Source organism: Stenotrophomonas sp. PI_27 (assembly GCF_027854495.1).
GTDB lineage: Bacteria > Pseudomonadota > Gammaproteobacteria > Xanthomonadales > Xanthomonadaceae > Stenotrophomonas > Stenotrophomonas pavanii.
On the sequence record NZ_JAJNOF010000009.1, the window covers coordinates 13,918 to 38,922 of the forward strand.

The following is a 25,005-nucleotide window of genomic DNA, read 5'->3' on the forward strand; positions in this document are numbered from 1 at the left end:
ATGCCGGCATCCTCGCCTGCGATTGCGATGATCGCCACAGAGGCGCGTATTTTGACCGCCACTTAACAACCGATCCCCAATGGCGTGATGCATTTCGCATCGTCACCTTCGGTCGGTATGCTGTCCCGCATGCAGCCAAAGAAATACGCCCTGCCGCTGATGGTCCTGTCGCTGGCCGCCACCTCCGTGGCCCACGCGCGCGGCACCATCGACAAGGTGGACATCAAGGGATTGGACAAGGGCGACGACGCCGCAATCATCGAGAACATCCAGGAATCGCTGTCGCTGTACGACACGATCGGCAAGGAACAGGGCGAATCGCGCCTGGAGTACCTGCTGTCGCAGGCCGAGCGGCAGACCCGCCAGGCGCTGGAACCGTTCGGGTACTACAACCCGGTGATCAAGGTCGAGGCGCCGCGCGAGGATGAGCATGTGCGCGTCTTGATCCATGTCGACAAGGGCACCCCGGTGACCGTGCGCCGCGAGCACATCGACATCACCGGGCCGGCGATGTACGACCAGTACCTGCAGGACGACCTGGCCGCCTTCAAGCCGCGCAAGGGCCAGCGCTTCGAGCACACCCAGTACGAAGCCAGCAAGATCACCATCACCCGGCGCCTGGCCGAGCGCGGCTACTTCGACGCCGACTACACCCAGCGCCAGGTGCAGATCACCCGCGCCGACAACGCCGCCGACATCGATCTGACCTGGGACAGCGGCCGCCGCTACAACATGGGCCCGGTGCGCTTCCAGCAGGACTACTTCGTCGACAAGCTGTTCGATCCACTGGTCTACTGGGACCAGGGTAGTTACTACCACGAGGGCAAGCTGGACCGGTTGCGCGAGTCGCTGACCAAGCTGGACTACTTCAGCGTGATCGACATCCAGCCGCGCCCGGACCAGGCCGACGAGAACGGCGAAGTGCCGGTGGATGTGAAGCTGACGCGCGCCAAGCGCACCATCTACACCGCCGGCCTGAGCTACGGCAGCGAGAGCGGCCCGGGTGTGCGCGGTGGCATCGAGCGGCGCTTCCTGAACAACCGCGGCCACAAGATGAACACGCAGCTGGACTATGCGCAGAAGCGCAAGAGCCTGGTCACCAGCTACCGCATTCCGGCCTTCAACTGGCTCGACGGCTGGTACACCTTCGCCGCCAGCGCGTACGACGAGCAGACCGACTACATCGATCTGCGCAACTTCAAGCTGATCGCCAGCCGCAGCGGCGAGATCAACGAGCACTGGACCGCGATCGCCTCGATCAACGCACTGCGCGAGCGCTGGCGCTACGCATCCGGCACCGAATTCACCGATGCCGTCTACAACACCTCGACGCTGGTGTACCCGCAGATGGTTGCCGACTACGTCAACGTCGACGACGAGATGTTCCCGCGCAAGGGCATCAGCGGCGCGGCGACGGTGCGTGCCGGCGTGGAAGGCGCTGGCTCGGATACCAGCTTCGTTCAGGCCAACGCCGTGCTGCGCTGGTACATCCCGGTGGGTGAAAGCAACCGCCTGATCCTGCGCGGTGAAGGCGGCACCACCTGGACCAGTGACCTGGTGGCGATGCCGCCGAGCCTGCGCTACTTCGCCGGCGGTGACCGCAGCATCCGTGGCTACGCCTACCGCGAAGTCGGCCCGCGCACGCCCAAACCCGACAAATACGCGCTGGGCGCCAAGAACCTGGTGATCGGCTCGGCCGAATACGAACACTATTTCAATGGCGGCCCCTGGGGCGCGGCGGTGTTCGTCGATACCGGCAGCGCCTTTGACAACACCATCGACCTGCACACCGGCGTCGGCTTCGGCGTGCGCTGGAAATCGCCGGTGGGCCCGGTGCGCATCGACGTGGCGCATGGCCTGAACAACCCGGATTCGCAGTTCCAGCTGTACCTGAACATCGGAGCGGACCTGTGAGCACGCCCGCACCGACCCCGAGCACGCCGCCGCCGCGCGTGCGCTTCTACCGCCGCCGCCGCTTCTGGGCGTGGTCCGGCGTGGGCGTGATCGGCCTGGTGCTGCTGGCCCTGCTGGCGGTGTACTGGCTGCTGCAGACCGTGGCCGGCCGCGATGTGCTGCTGGCCCAGGTGGTGGCGCGCCTGCCGGTGGGCGCCAGCTTCACCTGGGACAAGGTGGACGGCCCGGTGGCTGGCCCGCTGACCCTGTACAACGTCGACTTCCGCTACGACGACATCCACTTCCACGCCGAGCGCGCGCACCTGGAGCCGGACCTGCGTCCGCTGCTGGGCCGCAAGCTGCTGCTGGACAAGCTGGAGCTGACCAACGCGACGTTGAACCTGGCCAAGAGCGATGAGCCCTTCAAGCTGCCGTCGTGGCCCGATTCGCTGCCGCAGATCGAGATGCCGCTGGCGATCCAGGCCGATGTCATCGCCATCGATGGCTTCCGCATCAGCCAGGCCAACGAGCCGCTGATCGACATCAGCCGCGTGCGTGGCGGCATCGAGATCGCCAACGGCGAGTTCCAGGCGCACAAGCTGGTCGTGGACAGTGACCTGGGCAACTTTACGGCCCAGGGCCGCTATATCCCGGCCAAGGACTACGACACCGACGTGACCGTGACCGCAGTGCTGCCGGCGCCGCGCGGGCGCACCGCCGCTACGGTGGGCCTGGTCGCACGTGGCGACCTGTCGCACATGGAAGTGGCCGTAGCCGGGCGCGCGCCGAAGCCGCTGCAGGCGATGCTGGTATTCGACGGCCGCACCGATCCGACCTGGAATGCCACGGTACGCAGCGACGAACTGGATCTGTCGCTGCTCTCGCCGGCATTGGCGAGCTCGGCGATTGCGCCGTTGTCGCTGGACTTCACCGCCGCCGGCAAGGGCGGCAATGCCAACCTGCGCGGCAGGGTGAAGCAGGGCGATCAGGAACTGGAACTGGCACCGTCGGTGGTGTCGCTGCAGGACCAGGTGCTGAAGGTCTCACCGCTGCTGGTGAAGGGCCTCGGCGGCGAAGCCCGCCTGGAGGGCACCGCTGACTTCAGCCAGGAAGGCCAGCAGAAACTCAATTTCTCCGTGGTCGCACGCGATCTGACCTACGTGCCGGCACCCGACCCGAACACGGCTGGCAGCGCACCGGTGCCGGTCACCCTGAAGGAAGCACGCTTCGGCCTGGCCGGTACCCTGAAGGCCTGGGCGGCGATCGGCCGTGCCGAGATCGAACGCGAGGCGCAGAAGGCGCAGCTGCAGTTCGACGTACGCGGCAATGACCAGGCCGCGTCGATCCACCAGCTGCAGGCGCAGACGCCGGGTGGCCAGCTGCAGGTGGAAGGGCAGGTGGCCTGGGCACCGCAGCTCGACTGGGATGCCAAGGCCACGCTGAAGGATTTCGACCCCGGCTACTTCGTGCCGGGCTGGAACGGCCGCCTGTCCGGCAACCTGGCCTCGAAGGGACGGCAGCTGCCGCCTCCAGCCAACGCTGCACCGGGCACGGCCGGCACGCTGGAAGCCACCGTCGACCTGCCGTCGCTGAAGGGCATCCTGCGCCAGCGCAACCTTGATGCACAGGGCAAGTTCGCACTGCAGGGCGCGCAGGGCCAGGGTGACCTGAAGCTGTCGCTGGGCAGCAGCCGGGTGACCGCGTCGGGCAAGGTCGGCGACCGCCTCGACATCGATGCACGTTTCGAACCGTTGCAGCTGAGTGATCTGCTGCCCGGTGCCGATGGTGGCCTGCGTGGCCAGGTACAGGTGAAGGGGCCGCGCGATGCGCCGGACATCACCGCCGACCTGGTCGGCAACAACCTCAACTGGGACGGCTACGGCGCCGAGAGCGTGAGCATCAAGGGCCACCTGCCGTGGCGCGGCGACAGCGGCGCGCTGGCGGTGCAGGGCCAGCAGGTCAACGCCGGCATGCTGCTGGAGCGCTTGAACGTGGATGCGCAGGGCAGCGTGTCCAACCTGCGCCTGGCTGCGCAGACCCGCAATGAGATGGGCGCGATCGAGCTGCAGGGCAGCGTGCGCCAGCAGGGTGCGCAGTGGCGTGGCGAGCTGGCCTCGCTGCGCGTCGCACCGGTGAAGGGCGATGCCTGGTCGCTGCGTGCACCGGCGGCGTTCGCGATCAACGGCAGCACCTACACCCTGTCCGAAGCCTGCCTGGCCGCCGCCAGCAGCGGCGCGCTGTGCGCACAGGCCAACTGGCCGCGCGAAGGCCTGGTGGTGCGCAGTGACGCGCTGCCGCTGGCGCTGGTGCAGCCGTGGCTGCCGCCACAGTCCGGCCGCCGCATCTATCTGCGCGGCGACGTCAGCCTGGACGCGCAGATCCGCCCGCGTGGCGCGGCCTGGGAAGGCCATGTGGAAGTGCGCTCGAAGGAAGGCGGCGTGCGCTTGGGCGAGAACCGCAACACCGTGGGCGATACCACCCGTGGCGAGCTGGTCCGCTATGACCAGTTCTCGCTGAAGCTCGACATGACCCCGGCCAGCATCAAGGGCTACCTGGGCATGGGCTTCCAGGGCAATGGCTTCGTCGACGCCAAGATGCAGACCGGCTGGGAAGCCAGTGCACCGTTGAACGGTGAGCTCTACCTCAACATGTCGCGGCTGTACTGGCTGGAGCTGTTCTCGCCGGACATCGTGCGCCCGACCGGCCTGATCGAAGGCCACGTCAGCCTGCGCGGTACGCGCGGGCAGCCGTCGCTGGGCGGCGACGCGCAGCTGAGCAACTTCAAGGGCGAATTCCCCGCGCTGGGCCTGACCTTCGACCAGGGCAAGGGTAGTTTCGTGGCCCAGCCCGACGGTTCGGCCAAGATCACCGCGCAGGCCAATTCGGGCCAGGGCACGCTGTACGTGGATGGCGGCCTGTCGTGGTTCGGTGATGCACAGCCGCTGCAGCTGAAGATCCACGGCGAGAACGTGCTGCTGTCCAACACCAGCGAGCTGCGCATCGTCGCCAACCCCAACCTCGACTTCACCCTGGCCAAGGCGGCGATGGAGCTGCGTGGCACCGTGCACGTGCCCGAGGCCGACATCGACCTGGAGCGCCTGGACCGCGGCACCTCGGTGTCCGAAGACGTGGTGGTGCTGGACCCGGCCGATCCGGAAGAGTCGCGCACCTCGCCGCTGGACATGGACCTGACGGTCAGCCTCGGCGACAAGGTGAAGATGACCGGGTTCGGCCTGAAGGGCGCGCTGACCGGCAAGATGCAGGTCTGGGCCAAGCCCGGCCGCGAAATGACCGCCAATGGCGGCCTGGAAGTGAGTGGCCGCTACAAGGCGTATGGGCAGGACCTGACCATCACCCGCGGCAACCTCAACTGGAACTACAACGCGGTGTCCGACCCGCGCATCAACATCCGCGCCGAGCGCCGGATCGGTGATGTCACCGCCGGCATCGACGTGACCGGGCGTGCGCAGCAGCCGCGGGCGGACGTGTGGTCCGATCCGGCGATGTCGCAGTCCGAGGCACTGGCCTATCTGGTGCTGGGACGCAGCCTGACCGGTGCCAGCAGCGACCAGGCGCAGCAGGTCAACGCGGCCTCGGCGGCGCTCTCGGCCGGCAGTGGCCTGCTGGCGTCGCAGCTGGGTGCCAAGCTGGGCCTGGACGATGCCGGCGTGAGCCAGTCGCGCGCGCTGGGCGGCTCGGTGATCGGCGTCGGCAAGTACATCTCGCCCAAGCTGTACGTGGGTTACGGCGTGTCGCTGGTCGGTGCCGGTTCGGTGATCACGCTGAAGTACCTGCTGCGCCGCGGGTTTGATGTGGAAGTGGAATCGAGCACGGTGGAAAACCGTGGGTCGATCAACTGGCGGCGGGAGAAATAGAGCCACGCCATGCGTGGCTGCGGTGATTGCCGGCCAGCGGCCGGCACTACCGTGCGCGTCGCCCCAACCATCGGCCGTTGCCCCATCGGTCCCCAGCGGCTATGGTCCCGGGCTGTTCTGTACTGCCGGAAACGCCGATGTCTGCCCGCAAAGCCCTTCCCACCGCCCTGGCCCTGGGCCTGACCCTCGCCGCCGGTGCCCATGCCGATGAAGGCATGTGGATGCCGACCCAGCTGCCGGACCTGGCCAAGCCGCTGCAGGCGGCAGGCTTCAAGGGCAATCCGGCCGACCTGGCCAATGTCACCGCGCCGCCGCTGAGCGCGGTGGTGCGCGCCGGTGGCGGCACCGGCTCCTTCGTGTCCGCCGACGGCCTGCTGCTGACCAACCACCACGTGGCGATGGGCGTGATCCAGTACAACAGCTCGCCCGAGCACGACCTGATCAACGGCGGCTTCATCGCCAACGGCCGTGCCGACGAGCGCCCGGCCAACCCGGACTTCCGCGTGCTGGTCACCGTCGGCTTCGACAAGGTGACCGACCAGGTGCTGGCGCAGGCGCGGGGCAAGACCGGCCGTGCCTACTTCGATGCCGTGGATGCCGCCAGCAAGCAGATCGTGGCCGAGTGCGAGAAGGACGGCAGCGTGCGCTGCTCGGTGGCCAACATGTACTACGGCACCGACTTCTACCGCATCGCCCAGCTGGAACTGAGCGACGTGCGCCTGGTGTACGCGCCGCCGCGTGCGATCGGCAACTACGGCGATGAGATCGACAACTTCATGTGGCCGCGCCACACCGGCGACTTCACCCTGCTGCGCGCCTACGTGGGCAAGGACGGCAAGCCGGCCCCCTACAGCAAGGACAACGTGCCCTACCAGGCGCCGGCACACCTGCAGATGTCGGTCGAGGGCCCGAAGGAAGGCGACTACGCGATGCTGGCCGGCTACCCGGGCATCACCTACCGCCACCGCACCGCGGCCGAATTCGCCGGCCAGATCGATACCGTGCTGCCGCGCCGCGTGTCGGTGTTCCAGCAGATGATCGACACCATCGAGGCGGCCAGCGCCAAGGACGCGCAGGCCCGCACCCGCTACGCCTCGCAGCTGCAGTCGCTGAAGAACAACCGCAAGCGCGCCGCCGGCGAGCTGGAAGGCCTGCTGCGCAGCGACGCCAAGGCCCAGCGTGCCGCCGACGAGCGCGCCATGCTGGCCGCCACCGACCGCAGGTACCAGGGCGACATCAAGGCGCTGCTGGCCAACCTGTCGCAGGGCGCGGCGGTGGGCGAGCGCGACCTGCTGCTGGAACAGATGGCCGCACAGAGCCAGCTGCTGCGCTCGGCGCTGCTGCTGGAACGCCTGCGCATCGAATCGGCCAAGCCGGACGCACAGCGCGAGAGCGGCTACCAGCAGCGCGACCAGGCGATGATCGAAGGCGTGCTCAAGCAGGTCCAGCGTCGCTACGCGCCCGAGGTCGAGAAGGCCCTGCTGACCACCCTGCTGACCCGCTACCAGCAGCTGCCCGACGCGCAGCGCGTGGCCGAGTTCGACGCGGCCTTCGGCCGTACCCCGCAGCAGCTGGCCACGGCGCTGGACACCCTGTATGCCGGGACCCAGCTGGGCGATGAGGCGCAGCGCCTGTCGCGCTTCGCGGCTGCGCGCGAAGGCAAGGCCCTGGCCGCCGACCCGCTGATCGCCGTGGCCGGCCCGCTGGTAGCCGCGCAGCTGCGCATCGAGAACGAGAGCAAGACCCGCGAAGGCGAGCAGCTGCGCCTGCGACCGGCGTACATGCAGGCGCTGTTCGCCTGGCGTGCCAAGCAGGGCCGCGCGGTGTACCCGGATGCCAACCGCACCCTGCGCATCAGCTACGGCAAGGTCGAGGCGCTGCACCCGCGCGATGGCGTGACCTACTCGCCGGTGACCACCGTGGCCGGCATCGTCGAAAAGAACACCAACGCCTATCCGTTCGATGCGCCCAAGCCGCTGCTGGCGGCGATCGCCAAGGGTGATTTCGGCAGCACCGCCGACCCGGCGCTGAACACTCAGACGGTCAACTTCCTGACCAACCTGGACACCACCGGCGGCAACTCCGGCTCGCCGGTGCTCAACGCCAAGGGTGAACTGATCGGCCTGAACTTCGACAGCAACTGGGAGTCGGTCAGCGCCAGCTGGTGGTTCGACCCGCGCTACAAGCGCGCCGTGCACGTGGACATGCGCTACCTGCGCTGGCTGCTGGCCAAGGTCTACCCGGCACCGGAACTGCTGAAGGAAATGGGCGTGCCGGCCCAGTAAGACGCCGGCCACGACCCACGGTCGTGGCCCGCACCACGTAGACCCCCACCCTGGTGGGGGTGGTTGCCCCCAACGCGCCCGCACCCCCGGCCACGCCTGGCCTACACTGCGGGTTCTTCCGACGGAAACGCGCGCGTGGTCTCCAGCTGGATCCTGCTGCTGGTCTCGGTTGCCTATGCCGCGCTGCTGTTCGGCGTGGCGTGGTGGGGCGACCGTCGGCCGATGTACCCCGACCGGCCGTGGCTGCGGCCGGTGGTCTACAGCCTGGCACTGGCCGTGTACTGCTCGTCGTGGACCTTCTACGGCGCGGTCGGCACCGCCGTGCGCAACGGCGTGGGCTACCTGCCGATCTACATCGGCCCGCTGCTGCTGCTGCTGTTCGGGTGGCGCATCATCGAGCGCCTGGCGCTGATCGCGCGCAGCCAGAACGTGGTCTCCATCGCCGACTTCATCTCCTCGCGCTTCGGCCGCTCGCGGCGGCTGGCGGCGCTGGTGGCGATCATCGCCCTGATCGGCATCATCCCGTACCTGGCCCTGCAGTACAAAGCAGTGGCGATGAGCCTGCAGGTGCTGACCGGCAACACCGGTCCCACCGGCTTCTTCACCGATCCGGCGCTGTACGTGGCCCTGCTGATGGCGCTGTTCGCCACCCTGTTCGGTACCCGCCAGGTCGATGCCACCGAGCACCACCACGGCATGATGCTGGCGATTGCCTTCGAATCGGTGATCAAGCTGCTGGCGATGCTGGCCGTGGGCGTGTTCGCCTACCTGTGGCTGAGCAACCGCACCGACGCGGTGGTGCAGTCAGTGCATACGCTGTTCACTGGCCTGCCGCCGGTGGGCTTCATCTCGCAGACGCTGCTCAGTTTCCTCGCCATCATCTGCCTGCCGCGCCAGTTCCACGTGGCCGTGGTCGAGTGCGGTGACGTACGCGACGTGCGCCGCGCGCGCTGGATGTTCGGCGGCTACCTGGTGCTGATCTCCGGCATGGTGCTGCCGATCGCCACCGCCGGCGTGACCCTGTTCGGCACCGGCGGCAGCGTGGCCGACGACTCGATGGTGCTGGCCCTGCCGCTGGCCGAAGGCCGCAATGCGCTGGCGCTGATCGCCTACGTGGGCGGCTTCTCGGCGGCCACCGGCATGGTCATCGTGTCGTCCATCGCGCTGGCCACCATGGTCAGCAACGACCTGGTGATGCCGGTGCTGCTGCGTCGCAGCGGCGACCACCAGGAGGCGGCCGACGTCGCCTCGCGCGTGCTGTGGATCCGCCGCCTGGCGATCCTGCTGCTGGCGCTGATGGCCTACAGCTACTACCGCACCAGCAGCAATGACAGCACGCTGGCCTCGTACGGTCTGATGGCGTTCGCGGCGGTAGCGCAGTTCGCGCCCGGCCTGATCGGCGGCCTGTACTGGCGCGGTGCCAGCCGGCGCGGCGTCGAGGTGGGCATGCTGCTGGGCTTCGCCACCTGGCTGTACACCCTGCTGCTGCCGGCGATGACCATGGCCGGCTGGGTCGATGCCGCCTGGGTGCAGCACGGCCCGTTCGGCATCGAGTGGCTGCGCCCGCAGCAGCTGTTCGGCATGACCGGTTGGGACCCGCTGACCCACGGCACGTTCTGGTCGCTGCTGGTCAACGCGGCGACGATGATGCTGGTGTCCGCACGCTGGCGACCCGGCGTCGACGAGCGCCTGCGCGCCGCGCCGTTCCTCGACCCGTATGCCGAGCGCCCGTCGGTGGCCGGTGGCTGGCCCGGCCACGTGCACGTGGGCGACCTGCTGGCGCTGGCCTCGCGCGTGGTCGGCGAGCGCCATGCACGGCGCTCGTTCTTCGAGCAGGCACAGTCGCTGGGCCGCGAGCTGCAGTCTTCGGCGCCTGCGGACCGGCCGTGGGTGCAGTTCACCGAACGCCTGCTGGCCGCGTCGATTGGTGCGGCCTCGGCGCGCCTGCTGCTGACCAGCCTGCTGCGTGGTTCGGGCATGGACCTGGGCGAAGTGGTGGCGGTGCTCGACGAAGCCGGGCAGGAGCTGCGCTTCAACCGCGAGATCCTGTCGACCACGCTGGAGAACATCAGCGCCGGGGTCAGCGTGGTCGATCCGGACATGCGCCTGACCGCGTGGAACCGGCGTTACCAGGACATGTTCGGCTACCCCGACGGCATGCTCTATGTGGGCCGCCCGGTCGCCGACCTGATCCGCTACAACGCCGAGCGCGGCGAGCTGGGCGAGGGCGATATCGAAGTGCAGATCAATCGCCGCATCGGCTACATGCGCGCCGGTTCGCCGCATGTGTTCGAGCGCACGCGCAGCGACGGCAAGGTGATCGAGATGCGCGGCCAGGCGCTGCCCGGCGGCGGTTACGTGACCAGCTACAACGACATCACCGACTACAAGCACGCGGAGAAGGCGCTGCTGGAAGCCAACGAAACGCTGGAACAGCGCGTGGCCGAGCGCTCGCATGAGGCCGAGGTCGCGCAGCAGTCGAAGACCCGCTTCCTGGCGGCGATCAGCCACGACGTGCTGCAGCCGCTGAACGCTGCGCGCTTGTTTGCTTCCGCACTCCGCGACAGCGACCACGTGAGTGACGAACAGAAGCACCTGGCCGAACGCGTGGATGCGTCGCTGCGTGCGGCCGAAGAACTGCTCGATGGCCTGCTGGATGTCTCCCGGCTCGACGCCGGTGGCCTGCACCCGGTGATCGGCGAATTCGACGTGAGTGCGTTGATGCGCGAGCTGGCGGCGCAGTACACCCCGGTCGCCGCCGGCCGTGGCCTGCGCCTGGACCTGTTTGCGCGCCCGGCCTGGGTGCGCAGTGACCGCCGCCTGCTGCGGCGCGTGCTGCAGAACTTCCTGGCCAACGCGCTGCGCTATACCCGCCAGGGCCGCATCGTGCTGGCGGTGCGCCAGCGTGGCGATGAAGTGGAGCTGCAGGTCTGGGATACCGGCCCGGGCATTCCCGAGCACCACATGCGGCAGATCTTCGATGAGTTCCATCGCTACCAGCAGCCGTTCGACTGGGGTGAGCAGGGGTTGGGCCTGGGCCTGTCGATCTGCCAGCGCATCTCGCGCCTGCTCGACCATCGCCTCAGCGCGCGCAGCCGGGTCGGCAAGGGCTCGATGTTCTCGATCATCCTGCCGCGGGTGGCAGCGCTGCCGGGCTATACGGACCTGGCCGCGCCGGTACAGGCTGTAGCGGCACCCGTGCGCAGCGACTCCCTGGCGGGCCTGCGCGTGCTCTGCGTGGACAACGACGAGGAGATCCTCGACGGCATGCGTGCGCTGCTCGGTCGCTGGCAGGTACAGGTGATCACTGCCGCCACCGTTGACCAGGCACTGGAGAAGATCGCCGAGCGCCCGCAGGTGATGCTGGTGGATTACCACCTGCACGACCGCATGGATGGCCTGGATGCGCTGGTGGCGTTGCGCGAAGCGGCCGGTTACCCGCTGCCGGGTGCGCTGCTGACCGCCGATGGCCGCGACGAACTGAAGCGGATGGCACGCGAGCGTGGCTACCGCGTGCTGACCAAGCCGATCAAGCCGGCCTCGCTGCGCGCCTTCCTGGGCGCGCTGCGCGATGCTCAGTAGTGCCGGCCGCTGGCCGGCAACCACGACGTGAAACCATGCCAGGCAAGTCGGGCATCTACCAAAGCTTCATCAGCCCGGCAGTAGATCCACGCCCTGCGTGGATGTGACGTCTGGTAGTGCCGGCCGCTGGCCGGCAACCATGCAATCGCTCGCTCTCGGCGTTTTACCCCACGCCGTGCAGGTGCTCGTACAGGATTGTCGCGCCGATGATCACCAGGATCACGCCACCGATGATCTCGGCACGCTTGCCGACCATGCTGCCCAGCACGCGGCCGAGCATGATGCCGACGGTGACCATGGTCAGCGTGCACAGGCCGATGACCGTGGCCATCACGCCGATATGCACGTCCATGAAGGCCAGGCCGATACCTACCGCCATCGCGTCGATGCTGGTGGCGAAACCGGTCAGCGCCAGCTTCCAGAAGCCGTGGTGCTGCGAGGGGTCTTCGTCTTCCTCGGCATTGTCCGGGCGCAGGCCGTTGTAGATCATGTGGATGCCCAGCGCGCAGAGCAGGCCGAAGGCGATCCAGTGGTCGAAGGCTTCGACGTACTGCAGCGCGGCGCGGCCCAACAGCCAGCCGATGATGGGCGTGATCGCCTCGATGACGCCGAAGATGATGCCAGCACGCAGTGCATCGCGGAACACCGGCTTGCGCATGGCCGCACCCTTGCCGATCGCCGCGGCGAAGGCATCGGTGGACATGGCGAAGCCGATCAGGAGGATCGAAATGGGGGACATGGACAGCTGCTGAGGTCGGGCAAGGACGGACGCACGGCCTGCGCTCGCGCCCAACCTGACGTTGCGCGCGCGGGCCGCTGGTCTCGCCAACCATCATGGTTGTCCACGCCACGGCGCACTGGCCGAGTATGTTGACGTGGACGATTCCTGCGAAGGAATCCGGCTACTCCCCAAGGGGACGCGAAGCTTAGCACCGCGATTCGCGCGTGGCGCATTTCCAGCGAAACGCGCAGGCAGGGCTGGTTTGTATAGCGATGGCTATATCGCGAGCGCAGCGGTGTCGGGTAGTGCCGGCCGCTGGCCGGCAGGAGCGTCGGTAGAAGCGTGCCAAGCAAGCTTGGCACCTACCAGGGCGTTTCAAGGCGTTCCAGGTGACTGCCGGCCAGCGGCCGGCACTACCTCAATCTTCTTCCGGCGGCAGCACGATGGCGTCGTCGTCGATCGCCAGCTTGCCGGCCATCAGCACGGCCTGGGTGCGGTTGGTCACGCCGAGCTTGCGCAGAATGGCGGTGACGTGGGCCTTGATCGTCGCTTCGGAGACATTGAGGTCGTAGGCGATCTGCTTGTTCAAGCGACCTGCGCCCAGCATCTGCAGCACCCGGAACTGCTGCGGGGTCAGCTCACGCAGGCGCTGGCCGACTTCGCGTTCTTCGCTGCCGGTGGGCGGCACGTTGTGCGCCTCCGGCGGCGCCCAGGTTTCGCCATCGAGGATGGTGCCGAGTGCATGGCCGATGGTGTCCGAGTCGGCGGACTTGGGAATGAAGCCGAGCGCGCCGTGGTCGAGCGCGCGGCGCATCACCGTGGCTTCCTCGCGCGCGGACACCACCACCACCGGCAGGTGCGGGTGCAGCGAACGCATGTGCACCAGCGCGTTGAAACCCTGTGCACCAGGCATGTTGAGGTCCATCAGGACCAGGTCGGCGTCGTTGTGCTGGTCGGCCAGTGCATACAGCGCTTCCACGCTGTCGGCCTCGAACAGCTGCACGCCGGGGATGACCCGCTGTACCGCCCCGCGCAGGGCTTCGCGGAACAGCGGGTGGTCATCGGCAATCAGGAGGGTGGTCATGGTCGGGGGGAACCGTGGGGGGAAACTGCATGGGGCCAGATCCTCCGGGGGGGCAGAGCCCGTTCCTGGCGGAACGGGATCCAACCCGGGGGTCCGGCCCCGGGTCGTACGTCAGCGCACCTTGCGCTCGTCCACCAGCGACGCCACCACCGACGGGTCGGCCAGGGTCGAGGTGTCGCCCAGCTGGTCCGGCGCGTTCTCGGCGATCTTGCGCAGGATGCGGCGCATGATCTTGCCCGAGCGGGTCTTCGGCAGGCCCGGCGCCCACTGCAGGTGGTCCGGCGTGGCGATCGGGCCGATCTCCTTGCGCACCCAGGCGATCAGCTCCTTGTGCAGTTCATCGCTCGGCGCCTCTTCGGCCACCAGCGTGACGTAGGCGTAGATGCCCTGGCCCTTCACGTCATGCGGGAAGCCCACGACCGCCGCTTCGGCCACCTTCGGATGCGAGACCAGCGCGCTTTCCACTTCGGCAGTGCCGATGCGGTGGCCGGACACGTTGATCACGTCGTCGACGCGGCCGGTGATCCAGTAGTAGCCGTCTTCGTCGCGGCGGCAACCGTCGCCGGTGAAGTAGCTGCCCGGGTAGGTGCGGAAATAGGTGTCGATGAAGCGCTGGTGGTCGCCGTAGACCGTGCGCATCTGGCCCGGCCAGGAATCACGGATGATCAGGTTGCCTTCGGTCGGGCCGTCCTGGATCTCGCCATCGGCATTGACCAGCGCCGGCTGCACGCCGAAGAAGGGCAGGGTGGCCGAACCGGGCTTGAGGTCCATCGCGCCGGCCAGCGGCGAGATCAGGATGCCGCCGGTTTCGGTCTGCCACCAGGTATCGACGATCGGGCAGCGGCTGTCGCCGACCACCTCGTAGTACCAGCGCCAGGCTTCGGGGTTGATCGGCTCGCCGACGCTGCCGAGCAGGCGCAGCGACGCGCGCGACGTCTTCTTCACCGGCTCCTCGCCTTCGCGCATCAGCGCACGGATGGCGGTCGGGGCGGTGTAGAAGATGGTCACCTTGTGCTTGTCGATGACGTTCCAGAAGCGCGAGGTGTCCGGGTAGTTCGGCACGCCTTCGAACATCAGCGAGGTCGCGCCGTTGGCCAGCGGCCCGTACACGATGTAGCTGTGGCCGGTGACCCAGCCGACGTCGGCGGTGCACCAGTAGATATCGTCTTCGCGCAGGTCGAACACCGCTTCATGGGTGTAGGCCGCGTACAGCAGGTAGCCGCCGGTGGTGTGTAGCACACCCTTCGGCTTGCCGGTGGAACCGGAGGTGTAGAGGATGAACAGCGGATCTTCCGCGTTCATGCGTTCCGGTTCGCAGCTGGACGGCTGGCTGTCCACCACATCGTGGAACCAGCGGTCGCGCGGGGCCTGCATGTCTACCGCGCCGCCGGTGTGGCGCACCACCAGCACGGTCTCCACGGTGTTCGTGCCCGGCAGCTTCAGCGCGGCATCGACGTTGGCCTTCAGCGGAATCCTGCGACCACCGCGCAGGCCTTCGTCGGCGGTGATGATCAGCTTGCTCTGGCAGTCGCTGACACGGTCGGCGATCGAGTTCGGCGCGAAGCCACCGAACACCACCGAGTGGATCGCACCGATGCGCGCGCAGGCCAGCATGGCCACCGCGGCGTCGACGATCATCGGCAGGTAGATGGTGACCCGGTCGCCCTTCTTGACGCCGAGGTTGCGCAGCGCGTTGCCGAGGCGGCAGGTGCGCTCGTACAGCTCGCGATAGGTCACATGCTGGGCCGGTGCATCCGGGCCGTCCGGCTCGAACAGCAGGGCGGTCTTGTCGCCGCGCGTTTCCAGCTGCCGATCCAGGCAGTTCACGCTGGCATTGAGCTCGCCATCTTCGAACCACTTGATGTGGAAGTTGGACAGGTCATAGCTGACGTTCTTGATCTTCGTCGGCTTGCGCATCCATTGCAGGCGCTCGGCGGCCTTGCCCCAGAAACCATCCGGGTCGGTCACCGACGCCTGGTACTGCTGTTCGTACGACGTCTTGTCGATGCGTGCCTTGGCGGCGAACTGCGGATCGACGGGGTAGATATCAGCCATGGCACCCTCACTTGCACGTTGACTTTGTATGTGCGGTCGCAGCATCGCAGCGACCGATCCCCCTCAGTTTGCCCCATCCACCCCCGGTCGCGTCACCACCCTGGTTAGACCATGGTCGAAAGTGAGCGCCCAGCAGGGGCGGGTTCGACCAATGGCGAATAGCCGCTGTACATAATCGCCCCGCAGTCTCGGCTCGACCGTGCCCCACGCGCGGCATCACCTTGCCACTTGGGAGAGAGGGCAACATGAGCCACCGTACGTTGAAAGCCGTGCGCACACCTTTGGCGGCCTGCCTGCTGGTCGCCCTGGTCGCACCGGGCATGGCGTTCGCAGAGACCGCCAAAGAGAAAGCACTGGAAGCACGCGTTGCCGAACTGGAACGCCAGGTCCAGCTGCTGCTGTCTTCGCAGCAACAACAACAGACCCAGATCAGCCAGACCCAGCAGGCGGTGACCGAAGTGCGCACGGTGCAGGCCGAGCAGAAGCCGGTCGCGCAGGTGCCGGCCGGCAAGCAGCCGATCCAGGTCACCACCCTCACCCCGGGCGCCGCACCGGGCACCACGGTCAAGATCGGCGGCTTCATCAAGGCCGACTTCCTGGCCACCCAGACCAGCGATGGACAGCTGGCCGACGACGCCACCGGCCGCTCGCTGTACCTGCCTGGCCAGACCCCGGTGGAAGGCGCCGGCGGCAGCGGCAAGCGGTCGGGCACCGACTTCAACGCCCATGCCAAGTTCTCGCGCTTCAACCTGGGCATCGACAACGTGAGCGAATCGGGCAACAAGGCCGGTGCGTTCTTCGAGATGGACTTCTTCGGCAACTCGCTGGGCAACCAGACCGCCACCAACACCTATGGCGTGACCCTGCGCCACGCCTACATGTACTGGAACAACTGGCTGGCCGGCCAGACCTGGTCCAACTTCATGGACGCGGCCGCACTGCCCGAAGCGGTCGACTTCGTCGGCCCCACCGACGGCGTGATCTTCGTGCGCCAGGCCCAGGTGCGCTACACCCAGGGCGGCTTCAGCGTCGCGCTGGAAAACCCGGAAACCACCACCCTCACCGGCAGCCGCAACCCGGTCACCGGTGCCTGGACCAACGCCAGCGCCAACTCCGACCGTGGCAGCCTGCCCGACCTGACCCTGCGCTATGGCTGGAAGGGTGACTGGGGCACCTTCGGTGTCGGTGGCATCGTCCGCCAGTTGAAGGTCGACAACCAGGCCACCGGCGCGAAGGCCGACAAGGTGGCCGGCGGCCTGACCCTGGGCGGCAAGTGGGTGATGGGTGACAGCGACTCGCTGCACTACCAGCTGACCGGCGGCGAAGGCATCGCCCGCTACATCGGCCTGGGCATCACCGCCGACAGCGCCTACGACGTGGCCCGCGATGAGCTCAACCCGACCGGCGTGCTGGCCGGCTATGTCGGCTGGCGGCATGCGTTCTCGCCGAAGCTGCGCACCAACCTGATCTACGCGCGCAGCGACTACGACAACGACAGCATCCTCGGCCCGCTGGTGACCAAGAGCGTGCAGAGCATCCGCGGCAACATCTTCTATTCACCACTGCCCAAGGTCGATATCGGCGCCGAGCTGATGTACGGCCGTCGCGAAGTGGAGAACGGCAACAAGGGTGACATCACCCGGTTGCAGTTCACCACGAAGTACAGCTTCTAAGAGCGTGCCGGCCAGCGGCCGGCACCTACCCAGAACGGAGCCGGTCCCGTGACCGGCACCCACCGAGATTGAGTGCCGACCGGCGGTCGGCACCTACAGAGGGAAAACGTCCCATGTCCAGTACACCCAGCACCGCACATAAAGCGGGCACCCTGACCAAGGGCCACAAGAAGGTCATCTTCGCCTCGAGCCTCGGCACGGTCTTCGAGTGGTATGACTTCTTCCTGTACGGCTCGCTCGCGGCCATCATCGCCAAGCAGTTCTTCAGTGGCGTCAATGAAACCACGGGCATGATCTTCGCCCTGCTGGCGTTCGCCGCCGGCTTCTTCGTGCGCCCGTTCGGCGCGGCCTTCTTCGGCAGCCTCGGCGACCGCATCGGCCGCAAGTACACCTTCCTGGTCACCATCCTGATCATGGGCATCTCGACCTTCCTGGTCGGCGTACTGCCCAACTACGCTTCGATCGGTTTCGCCGCGCCGGTGATCCTGATCATCCTGCGCCTGGCCCAGGGCCTGGCGATGGGCGGCGAGTACGGCGGTGCTGCCACCTACGTGGCCGAGCATGCGCCGGACGACAAGCGCGGCCTGTACACCAGCTTCATCCAGTGCACCGCCACGCTCGGCCTGTTCATGTCGCTGCTGATCATCCTGGCCTGCCGCTACTTCCTGGGCAATGAAGCCTTCGAAGCCTGGGGCTGGCGCATCCCGTTCCTGGTCTCGATCCTGCTGCTGGGCGTGTCGGTATGGATCCGCCTGCAGCTGAGCGAATCGCCGCTGTTCCAGCAGATGAAGTCCGAGGGCAAGGGCTCCAAGACGCCGTTCCGTGACAGCCTGAAGGGCGGCAACCTGAAGCTGATGCTGCTGGTCCTGCTCGGTGCGGCGGCCGGCCAGGCCGTGGTCTGGTACGGCGGCCAGTTCTACGCGTTGTTCTTCCTCAGCAGCATGCTGAAGGTTGATGCCACCACCTCCTACCTGCTGATCGCGGCGGCGCTGGCGCTGGGCGTGCCGTTCTTCATCTTCTTCGGCTGGCTGTCCGACCGTATCGGCCGCAAGAAGATCATCCTGGCCGGCTGCCTGCTGGCAGCTGTTACCTACATCCCGATCTTCAAGGGCCTGACCCACTTCGCCAACCCGGCCATCGAAGAAGCCCGCAGCAGCTCGCCGGCGCTGGTCGTGGCCGATCCGAACACCTGCTCGTTCCAGTTCGATCCGGTGGGCCTGCGCAAGTTCACCAGCTCCTGCGACGTGGCCACCGCCGCGCTGACCAAGGCCGGTGTGCCGTACGACGTGCAGCCCGCCGCCGCCGGTTCGCTGGCGATGGTGAACGTGGGCAGTGCCAGCGTCACCTCGTATGAGGCCGCTGGCCTGACCAAGGAAGAAGGCAAGGCCAAGGCCGATGCGTTCGGTGCGGAACTGAAGACCGCCCTGACCACCGCCGGCTACCCGGCCAAGGCCGACGGCGCCCGCATCAACATCGCCGGCACCATCTTCATGCTGTGGCTGCTGGTGCTGTACGTGACCATGGTCTACGGTCCGATTGCCGCTTATCTGGTCGAACTCTTCCCGACCCGCATCCGCTACACCTCGATGTCGCTGCCGTACCACATCGGCAACGGCTGGTTCGGTGGCTTCCTGCCGGCGATCTCGTTCGCGCTGGTGGCCGGTACCGGCAACCTCTACTACGGCCTGTGGTACCCCATCATCATCGCGCTGATGTCGGTGGTGATCGGCGGCCTGTTCCTGCGTGAGACCAAGGACGTGGATATCACCAAGTAACCGGTGGGTTCCATGCAGTGAAGGAAAGGCCGCGGTGCAGACCGCGGCCTTTCTGTTTATGGGCCGTGCCCACTCGGCCCGCATCCGGTAGTGCCGGCCGCTGGCCGGCAACCTCCTGAATCGCCGCGCACATGAAGCCCTTGCCGGCCAGCGGCCGGCACTACCATTGCGTTGCGCAGCACCCCGTATAGTCGGCCCATGACCACCACTACGCCGGAAGACCTCCCCGCTCTCCTGCACACCCTGCGCAGCGCCTGGCAGTCGCAGCGGCCCACGCTCGACCAGCGCGAAGCCGACCTGCGCCGCCTGCGCGAGGCGCTCAAGCCGCGACTGGACGAAATGGCCCAGGCCATCGCCGAAGACTTCGGCCACCGCGCCCACGTTGAATCGAAGCTGGCCGATGGCATGAGTGTGCTGTCGGCCATCGACCACCTGCGTCGCCACCTGCGGCGCTGGTCGAAGCCGCAGCGGGCATCGGCGGGCTGGAAGTTGTGGCCAGCGCGCGCGCAGCTGCGGCCGACGCCGCTGGGCGTGGTCGGGGTGATCTCGCCCTGGAACTACCCGGTCACGCTGGCGCTGGTGCCGCTGGCCACCGCGATTGCGGCCGGCAACCACGTATTGCTGAAGCCTTCGGAACACACGCCGCGCACCAGTGCGTTCCTGGCCGATCTGCTGGCCAGCGTGTTCCCGCCCGATCGGGTGGCAGTGGTGCAGGGTGGGGCGGACGTGGCGGCTGCGGTGTCTTCGCTGCCGCTGGACCATCTGCTGTTCACCGGCTCGACGGCGGTCGGCCGCAAGGTGATGGCCGCCGCGGCTGAGCATCTGGTACCGGTCACGCTGGAACTGGGCGGCAAGTCGCCGGCCCTCGTCTGCCGTGATTTCCCGCTGGACAAAGCCGCCGCACGGCTGGCCACCGGCAAGTGGTTCAACGCGGGCCAGACCTGCATCGCACCGGATTACGTGCTGATCGATACCGCGCGCCAGCGCGAGTTCGTGCAGGCGCTGCAGCAGCAGGTGCGCGAGCGCTATGGCGACTTCAGCGATGCCGACGACTACACCCGCATCATCAATGAAGGCCAGTACCGGCGCCTGCAGGGCTACCTGGCACAGGCGCGGCAGCGCGGGGTGCCGGTGATTCCGCTGGCGCAGGTGGATGACGCGCGCGCCGACCGCGAGCGCCTGCTGGTGCCGACCGTGGTGCTGGACCCGCCGGACGACCTGGACCTGATGCGCGAGGAGATCTTCGGGCCGATCCTGCCGGTGCGGGCCTACCCGGACCTGGAGGCGGCGCTGGCCGACGTGCTGTCCCGCGACCGGCCGCTGGCGCTGTATCCCTTCAGCCACGACACGGCGACGGTAGAGCGCATCCTCGGCCAGGTGGTGGCCGGCGGGGTGACGGTGAATGACACGCTGCTGCACTTCGCCGCCGATGGATTGCCGTTTGGCGGGGTCGGGGCCAGCGGCATGGGCGCGTACCATGGCCGGGCCGGGTTCGATGCGATGAGCAAGCGGCTGCCGGTGCTGTGGCAGTCGCGCTGGGCCGCCAGCGACCGGCTGCGCCCGCCGTACTCGAAGATTGCGGGGTTGTTGAAGCTGCTGCTTCGGTAGTGCCGGCCGCTGGCCGGCAACTGCGGGGTCTTGCCGACGGTTCATGGGGTTGCCGGCCAGCGGCCGGCACTACCGGTGGGTGCCCACCTGGGGTGGCACGCGTGCCAAGCGCACCCGGGTAGAATGCCCGCATGAAAATCGCCTCGTGGAACGTCAATTCGCTCAATGTCCGCCTGCCGCACCTGGAGCAGTGGCTCAAGGACTTCAGCCCGGACATCGTCGGCATCCAGGAAACCAAGCTGGAGGACCACAAGTTCCCCGATTCGGCGCTGATCGCCGCCGGCTACCGCAGCGTGTTCGCCGGCCAGAAGACCTACAACGGCGTGGCGCTGCTGTCGCGTGAGCCGGCGCAGGACGTGCAGATCGGCATTCCCGGTTTCGAGGACGAGCAGAAGCGCGTCATCGCTGGCACCTTCGGCGACCTGCGGGTGATCAACCTGTACGTGGTCAACGGCCAGGATATCGGCACCGACAAGTACGCGTACAAGCTGCGCTGGCTGGAAGCGGTGCATGCGTGGGTCGCGCAGGAGCTGCAGCGCCACCCGAAGCTGATCGTGATGGGCGACTTCAACATCGCCCCGGACGCCCGCGACGTGCACGACCCGGAGGTGTGGAACGACAACCACATCCTGACCTCCACCGCCGAGCGCGGCGCGCTCACCAAGCTGCTGCAGCTGGGCCTGCACGATGGCTTCCGCCTGCACAACGACGAGGCGGGTACCTTCAGCTGGTGGGATTACCGGGCGGCCGGTTTCCGCCGCAACCTGGGCCTGCGCATCGACCTGACCCTGGTCTCAGAGGCGCTGAAGGGCAGTGCGGTGGCCTCGGGCATCGACCGCGAGCCGCGCACCTGGGAACGCCCGAGCGACCACGCGCCGGCGTGGGTGCAGATCGGTTGAACGAACGGGGCCCGACGATTGCCGGGCCCGTTCTGGAACATCTGCCGGCCAGCGGCCGGCACTACCCTCAGATCACCGTATGCTCTTGCGGGTGAACAGGTTGACGATCGCCAGCAGGATCACCGCACCGATCAGCGAGAACAGGAAGGTGCGAAGGGTGATCGCTTCGTTGATGCCGCCGCCGAACAGCCAGCCGGAAATCAGCGCGCCGACGATGCCGACCACGATGTTGAGGATGATGCCCTGCTGGGCATCGCGCTTCATGATGATGCTGGCCAGCCAGCCTACGATGCCGCCGACGATCAGCCAGATGATGATGCCCATGATCGAACCTCCGGTGGGGAACTGTGACCAGTTGACGCGCACGGCCGTGAACCCGTCGTGCAATTGCGTGACGGGCGCGTGCGCATGAGCCCGCCAGCCACCCTCGACGGCCCGTGGCGCTTCGGTCCGGTGACCGTCTGGCGGCGCCCCCATGTGCCCGGCCAGCGGGGTGAACCGCAGGCGCGGCAGGTGCTGGCGCAGGCCCTCGGGGCTGATCCGGAGACGCTGCCGCTGGTCCGCGATGACAAGGGCCGGCCGGAGCTGAGCGGCCCGTTGGCCCACTACGGCACCGGCTGGAGCCACAGCGGCGAGGTGCTGCTGGTGGCGCTGGGCGAAGGCGTGCGGCTGGGCGTGGACCTGGAGCTGCTGCGGCCGCGGCCGCGCCTGCTGGAGATCGTGCGGCGCTTCTTCCACCCCCAGGAGGTGGCCTGGCTGGAATGCCTGGACGAGGCCGACCGCGAGCACTGGTTCTTCCGCGTGTGGTGCGTCAAGGAGGCCATCCTGAAGGCGCACGGGCAGGGCATCTCGTTCGGCCTGCACCGCCTGCAGCTGGCGCCGGGGGCCGACGGCGCCCTGCACCTGCACTGGTGCGACCCGGAGCTGGGGGAGGCCGCGCGCTGGCACCTGCACGAGTGGCAGGCCAGCGGCCAGTTCCGCGCCGCATTGGCCTGGTATCCGCACTGAAGCGGGGAATCGGCGTGCAAAACCGGCGATAATGCCGGCATGAGCGAACACCCACTTCCCGCCAGCGTGGCCACCACGCTGGAACAGGGCCTGGCCAGCATGGGCCTGGATGCCGCGCTGGCGCCGCCGCTGCTGCGCTACCTGGCCCTGCTGCACCGCTGGAACGGCACCTACAACCTCACCGCCATCCGCGACCCGCAGGAGATGGTCACCCGCCACCTGCTCGACTCGCTGGCGATGCAGCCGTTCGTGGCCGATGGCAGCCTGGCCGACCTCGGCACCGGCCCCGGGTTGCCCGGCATCCCGCTGGCGATCGCCTGCCCGGGCCTGCAGGTCACCCTGGTCGAGAGCAATGGCAAGAAGGCGCGCTTCATGCGCGAGGCCGTGCGCCAGCTCGGCCTGGACAACGCCCGCGTGGCCGAATCGCGCGCCGAGGCGCTGGACGAGGCCGGTCGCTACGACCAGCTGACCGCGCGCGCGATGGACACCCTGGCCGGCATCGTCCGCGTCGGTGGCCACCTGCTGCGCCCCGGCGGCGTGCTGCTGGCCATGAAGGGCGTCTACCCCCATGAGGAGATCGCAGACCTGCCGGCGGGCTGGCAGGTGCGCGAGGTGACCCCGCTGAACGTGCCCGGCCTGGCCGGCGAACGCCACCTGGTCACCGTTACAGGCCCCTGATTCCCGGCGCCAGCCCCTTGTGGAACAACGGGTTGGCGATCCACGATTTCCGCAAGGGGCCGGTTGTACGCATAATGACCGGTCCCAGCACACGTCGACGAGGCACACCCGCATGGCCCGCATCATCGCCATCGCCAACCAGAAGGGTGGCGTCGGCAAGACCACGACCGCCGTCAACCTGGCCGCTTCCCTGGCCAACGCACCCAAGCGCGTGCTGTTGGTCGACCTGGATTCGCAGGGCAACGCGACCATGGGCAGTGGCGTGGACAAACGCGAGCTGGCCGCCTCCACCTGTGACCTGCTGCTGGGCGAGAACAGTGCCGCCGACGTGCGCGTGCAGACCGCCGAGGGGTACGACCTGCTGCCCGGCAACATCGACCTGACCGCCGCCGAGATCCAGCTGATGGGCCAGAGCGAGCGCGAGCAGCGCCTGAAGCGCGCGCTGGCGCCGATCCGCGACGAGTACGACTACATCCTGATCGACTGCCCGCCGGCGCTGTCGCTGCTGACGCTCAACGCGCTGGCCGCCGCCGATTCAGTGATCGTGCCGATGCAGTGCGAGTACTACGCACTGGAAGGCCTGAGCGCGCTGGTGGAAACCATCGAAGCGCTGCGCACCAGCCTGAACCCGGCGCTGGAGATCGAAGGCGTGCTGCGCACCATGTTCGACGTGCGCAACAACCTGGCCAACGCAGTGTCGGCCGAGCTCACCGAGCACTTCGGCGACCGCGTGTTCCGCACCATCGTGCCGCGCAACGTGCGCCTGGCCGAGGCGCCCAGCCATGGCCAGAGCATCGTCGGCTACGACCGCGCCTCGCGCGGTGGCGTGGCCTACCTGGGGCTAGCCGGCGAGATCATCCGCCGCAACAACGAACGCAACAAGGCCGGCAAGGCCGTGGAGATCGTCTGATGACCAGCAGCAAGCCGGCAGCCAAGAAGCGAGGCCTCGGCCGTGGCCTGGACGCGCTGCTGGGCCCGAAAGGCGCGGTCAGCCAGGTGCAGGCCACCACTGCGGTGATCGAGCCGCTGCCGGGTGAAGTGCTGCGCAAGTTGCCGGTCGGCCAGCTGCAGCCGGGCAAGTACCAGCCGCGCCGCGAGATGGACGAGGGCAAGCTGTCCGAGCTGGCCGACTCGATCAAGTCGCAGGGTGTGATCCAGCCGATCCTGGTGCGCCAGCTGCCGGCAGGCAACTACGAAATCGTCGCCGGTGAACGCCGCTGGCGCGCATCGCAGCTGGCCGGGCTGGATGAAGTGCCGGTGGTGGTGCGCGAGCTGGAAGACCGCACCGTCATCGCGATGGCGCTGATCGAGAACATCCAGCGCGAAGACCTCAACCCGCTGGAAGAGGCCGAAGCGCTGCAGCGCCTGATCAGCGAGTTCACCCTGACCCATGCCGAGGCCGCCGAGGCCGTCGGCCGCTCGCGCGCGGCGGTGTCCAACCTGCTGCGCCTGCTGGAGCTGCCGGTGGCGATCCGCCTGCTGCTGGAAACCCGCCGCCTGGAAATGGGCCACGCCCGCGCGCTGCTGACCCTGGCCCCCGAGCTGGCCGGCAAGCTGGCCCAGGAAGCGGCCGATGAAGGCTGGTCGGTGCGCGAGGTCGAGCGCCGTGCGCAGGCCTTCGCCGCCGGCAAGGTGCCGAGCAACCGCCCGGCGGCCACGCCGAGGGTGCAGCAGGCCGACATCGCCTCGCTGGAAACCGAGCTGTCCGAAGCATTGGGCGCCAAGGTGGCGATCAATCATGGCCGCGGTGGCAAGGGCAAGCTGATCATCCACTACACCGACCTGGACACCCTCGACGGCGTGCTGGAAAAGCTGCGTACGCGCCAGGGCTGAGCCCGGCGCCGCGACAGGGGATGCGGCCTGTTCCTG

16 protein-coding genes and 1 riboswitch are annotated in these 25,005 nt (G+C 67.9%); of the genes, 12 read left to right on the plus strand and 4 right to left on the minus strand.

Features of this window, described 5'->3' with window-relative positions:
• The first annotated feature begins 117 nt into the window (after positions 1–117).
• The 4 genes from LRM18_RS12815 (at position 118) to LRM18_RS12830 (ending at position 11,635) form a co-directional block, all read left to right on the plus strand.
• Positions 118–1,914 (plus strand): autotransporter assembly complex family protein, encoded by a 1,797-nt coding sequence (locus tag LRM18_RS12815; RefSeq protein ID WP_064239536.1) that lies wholly within the window; start codon positions 118–120, stop codon positions 1,912–1,914.
• Positions 1,911–5,768: a translocation/assembly module TamB domain-containing protein gene (locus LRM18_RS12820; RefSeq protein ID WP_270954765.1), complete on the plus strand. Its 3,858-nt coding sequence runs from the start codon at positions 1,911–1,913 to the stop codon at positions 5,766–5,768. Before LRM18_RS12815 ends, LRM18_RS12820 begins: the two co-directional genes overlap by 4 nt.
• 137 nt (positions 5,769–5,905) lie before the next feature.
• Positions 5,906–8,053 carry a S46 family peptidase gene (locus LRM18_RS12825; RefSeq protein WP_064239534.1) on the plus strand — a complete coding sequence of 716 codons (2,148 nt, stop codon included), beginning with the start codon at positions 5,906–5,908 and terminating at the stop codon, positions 8,051–8,053.
• Between the two features lie 135 nt (positions 8,054–8,188).
• On the plus strand, positions 8,189–11,635 hold the full coding sequence (locus LRM18_RS12830; protein WP_057494425.1) for a PAS domain-containing hybrid sensor histidine kinase/response regulator: 3,447 nt from the start codon (positions 8,189–8,191) through the stop codon (positions 11,633–11,635).
• 163 nt (positions 11,636–11,798) lie between these two features.
• On the opposite strand, the gene LRM18_RS12835 is transcribed toward LRM18_RS12830, so the two are convergent.
• The 3 genes from LRM18_RS12835 to acs all read right to left on the minus strand — a co-directional run bounded on the left by LRM18_RS12835 (position 11,799) and on the right by acs (position 15,495).
• Positions 11,799–12,374: a manganese efflux pump MntP family protein gene (locus tag LRM18_RS12835; RefSeq protein WP_270954766.1), complete on the minus strand. Its 576-nt coding sequence runs from the start codon at positions 12,372–12,374 to the stop codon at positions 11,799–11,801.
• A gap of 88 nt (positions 12,375–12,462) precedes the next feature.
• Positions 12,463–12,552, minus strand: a riboswitch (yybP-ykoY riboswitch).
• A 222-nt stretch (positions 12,553–12,774) separates the two neighbouring features.
• Entirely contained in the window at positions 12,775–13,440 is a 666-nt protein-coding gene (locus LRM18_RS12840) for a response regulator transcription factor (protein ID WP_006477308.1), read from the minus strand.
• Between the two features lie 111 nt (positions 13,441–13,551).
• The gene (gene acs / locus LRM18_RS12845) at positions 13,552–15,495 is read right to left on the minus strand and encodes an acetate--CoA ligase (RefSeq protein WP_154331415.1); all 1,944 of its coding nucleotides are present in this window, start codon (positions 15,493–15,495) and stop codon (positions 13,552–13,554) included.
• A gap of 245 nt (positions 15,496–15,740) precedes the next feature.
• Here acs and LRM18_RS12850 point away from each other — a divergent pair, with 245 nt between their 5' ends.
• The 4 genes from LRM18_RS12850 (at position 15,741) to xth (ending at position 21,450) form a co-directional block, all read left to right on the plus strand.
• Complete coding sequence (locus LRM18_RS12850; protein ID WP_049471111.1) at positions 15,741–17,168, plus strand: DcaP family trimeric outer membrane transporter; 1,428 nt, start codon at positions 15,741–15,743, stop codon at positions 17,166–17,168.
• 113 nt (positions 17,169–17,281) lie between these two features.
• On the plus strand, positions 17,282–18,943 hold the full coding sequence (locus LRM18_RS12855) for an MFS transporter (RefSeq protein WP_057494016.1): 1,662 nt from the start codon (positions 17,282–17,284) through the stop codon (positions 18,941–18,943).
• A gap of 198 nt (positions 18,944–19,141) precedes the next feature.
• Positions 19,142–20,551 carry a coniferyl aldehyde dehydrogenase gene (locus LRM18_RS12860; RefSeq protein WP_270954767.1) on the plus strand — a complete coding sequence of 470 codons (1,410 nt, stop codon included), beginning with the start codon at positions 19,142–19,144 and terminating at the stop codon, positions 20,549–20,551.
• Between the two features lie 131 nt (positions 20,552–20,682).
• A complete protein-coding gene (xth, locus tag LRM18_RS12865; RefSeq protein ID WP_130768304.1) occupies positions 20,683–21,450 on the plus strand; it encodes an exodeoxyribonuclease III in 768 nt (255 codons plus the stop codon).
• A 72-nt stretch (positions 21,451–21,522) separates the two neighbouring features.
• On the opposite strand, the gene LRM18_RS12870 is transcribed toward xth, so the two are convergent.
• Entirely contained in the window at positions 21,523–21,774 is a 252-nt protein-coding gene (locus LRM18_RS12870; RefSeq protein ID WP_014648887.1) for a GlsB/YeaQ/YmgE family stress response membrane protein, read from the minus strand.
• 84 nt (positions 21,775–21,858) lie between these two features.
• Here LRM18_RS12870 and LRM18_RS12875 point away from each other — a divergent pair, with 84 nt between their 5' ends.
• The 4 genes from LRM18_RS12875 (at position 21,859) to LRM18_RS12890 (ending at position 24,969) form a co-directional block, all read left to right on the plus strand.
• Positions 21,859–22,458: a 4'-phosphopantetheinyl transferase superfamily protein gene (locus tag LRM18_RS12875; RefSeq protein ID WP_270954768.1), complete on the plus strand. Its 600-nt coding sequence runs from the start codon at positions 21,859–21,861 to the stop codon at positions 22,456–22,458.
• Positions 22,459–22,497: 39 nt separating this feature from the next.
• Positions 22,498–23,136: a 16S rRNA (guanine(527)-N(7))-methyltransferase RsmG gene (gene rsmG, locus LRM18_RS12880; RefSeq protein ID WP_270954769.1), complete on the plus strand. Its 639-nt coding sequence runs from the start codon at positions 22,498–22,500 to the stop codon at positions 23,134–23,136.
• Positions 23,137–23,248: 112 nt separating this feature from the next.
• Entirely contained in the window at positions 23,249–24,046 is a 798-nt protein-coding gene (locus tag LRM18_RS12885) for a ParA family protein (RefSeq protein ID WP_014648884.1), read from the plus strand.
• A complete protein-coding gene (locus tag LRM18_RS12890) occupies positions 24,046–24,969 on the plus strand; it encodes a ParB/RepB/Spo0J family partition protein (protein WP_206632281.1) in 924 nt (307 codons plus the stop codon). Before LRM18_RS12885 ends, LRM18_RS12890 begins: the two co-directional genes overlap by 1 nt.
• The last annotated feature ends 36 nt before the right edge of the window (positions 24,970–25,005 follow it).

Coding starts and splice junctions, on each gene's coding strand:
- LRM18_RS12870 (WP_014648887.1), bottom strand. CDS start 21,774: ATGGGCATCATCATCTGGCTGATCGTCGGCGGCATCGTAGGCTGGCTG.
- LRM18_RS12840 (WP_006477308.1), bottom strand. CDS start 13,440: ATGACCACCCTCCTGATTGCCGATGACCACCCGCTGTTCCGCGAAGCC.
- rsmG (WP_270954769.1), top strand. CDS start 22,498: ATGAGCGAACACCCACTTCCCGCCAGCGTGGCCACCACGCTGGAACAG.
- LRM18_RS12890 (WP_206632281.1), top strand. CDS start 24,046: ATGACCAGCAGCAAGCCGGCAGCCAAGAAGCGAGGCCTCGGCCGTGGC.
- LRM18_RS12860 (WP_270954767.1), top strand. CDS start 19,142: ATGACCACCACTACGCCGGAAGACCTCCCCGCTCTCCTGCACACCCTG.
- xth (WP_130768304.1), top strand. CDS start 20,683: ATGAAAATCGCCTCGTGGAACGTCAATTCGCTCAATGTCCGCCTGCCG.
- acs (WP_154331415.1), bottom strand. CDS start 15,495: ATGGCTGATATCTACCCCGTCGATCCGCAGTTCGCCGCCAAGGCACGC.
- LRM18_RS12855 (WP_057494016.1), top strand. CDS start 17,282: ATGTCCAGTACACCCAGCACCGCACATAAAGCGGGCACCCTGACCAAG.
- LRM18_RS12875 (WP_270954768.1), top strand. CDS start 21,859: ATGAGCCCGCCAGCCACCCTCGACGGCCCGTGGCGCTTCGGTCCGGTG.
- LRM18_RS12835 (WP_270954766.1), bottom strand. CDS start 12,374: ATGTCCCCCATTTCGATCCTCCTGATCGGCTTCGCCATGTCCACCGAT.
- LRM18_RS12825 (WP_064239534.1), top strand. CDS start 5,906: ATGTCTGCCCGCAAAGCCCTTCCCACCGCCCTGGCCCTGGGCCTGACC.
- LRM18_RS12850 (WP_049471111.1), top strand. CDS start 15,741: ATGAGCCACCGTACGTTGAAAGCCGTGCGCACACCTTTGGCGGCCTGC.
- LRM18_RS12815 (WP_064239536.1), top strand. CDS start 118: ATGCTGTCCCGCATGCAGCCAAAGAAATACGCCCTGCCGCTGATGGTC.
- LRM18_RS12885 (WP_014648884.1), top strand. CDS start 23,249: ATGGCCCGCATCATCGCCATCGCCAACCAGAAGGGTGGCGTCGGCAAG.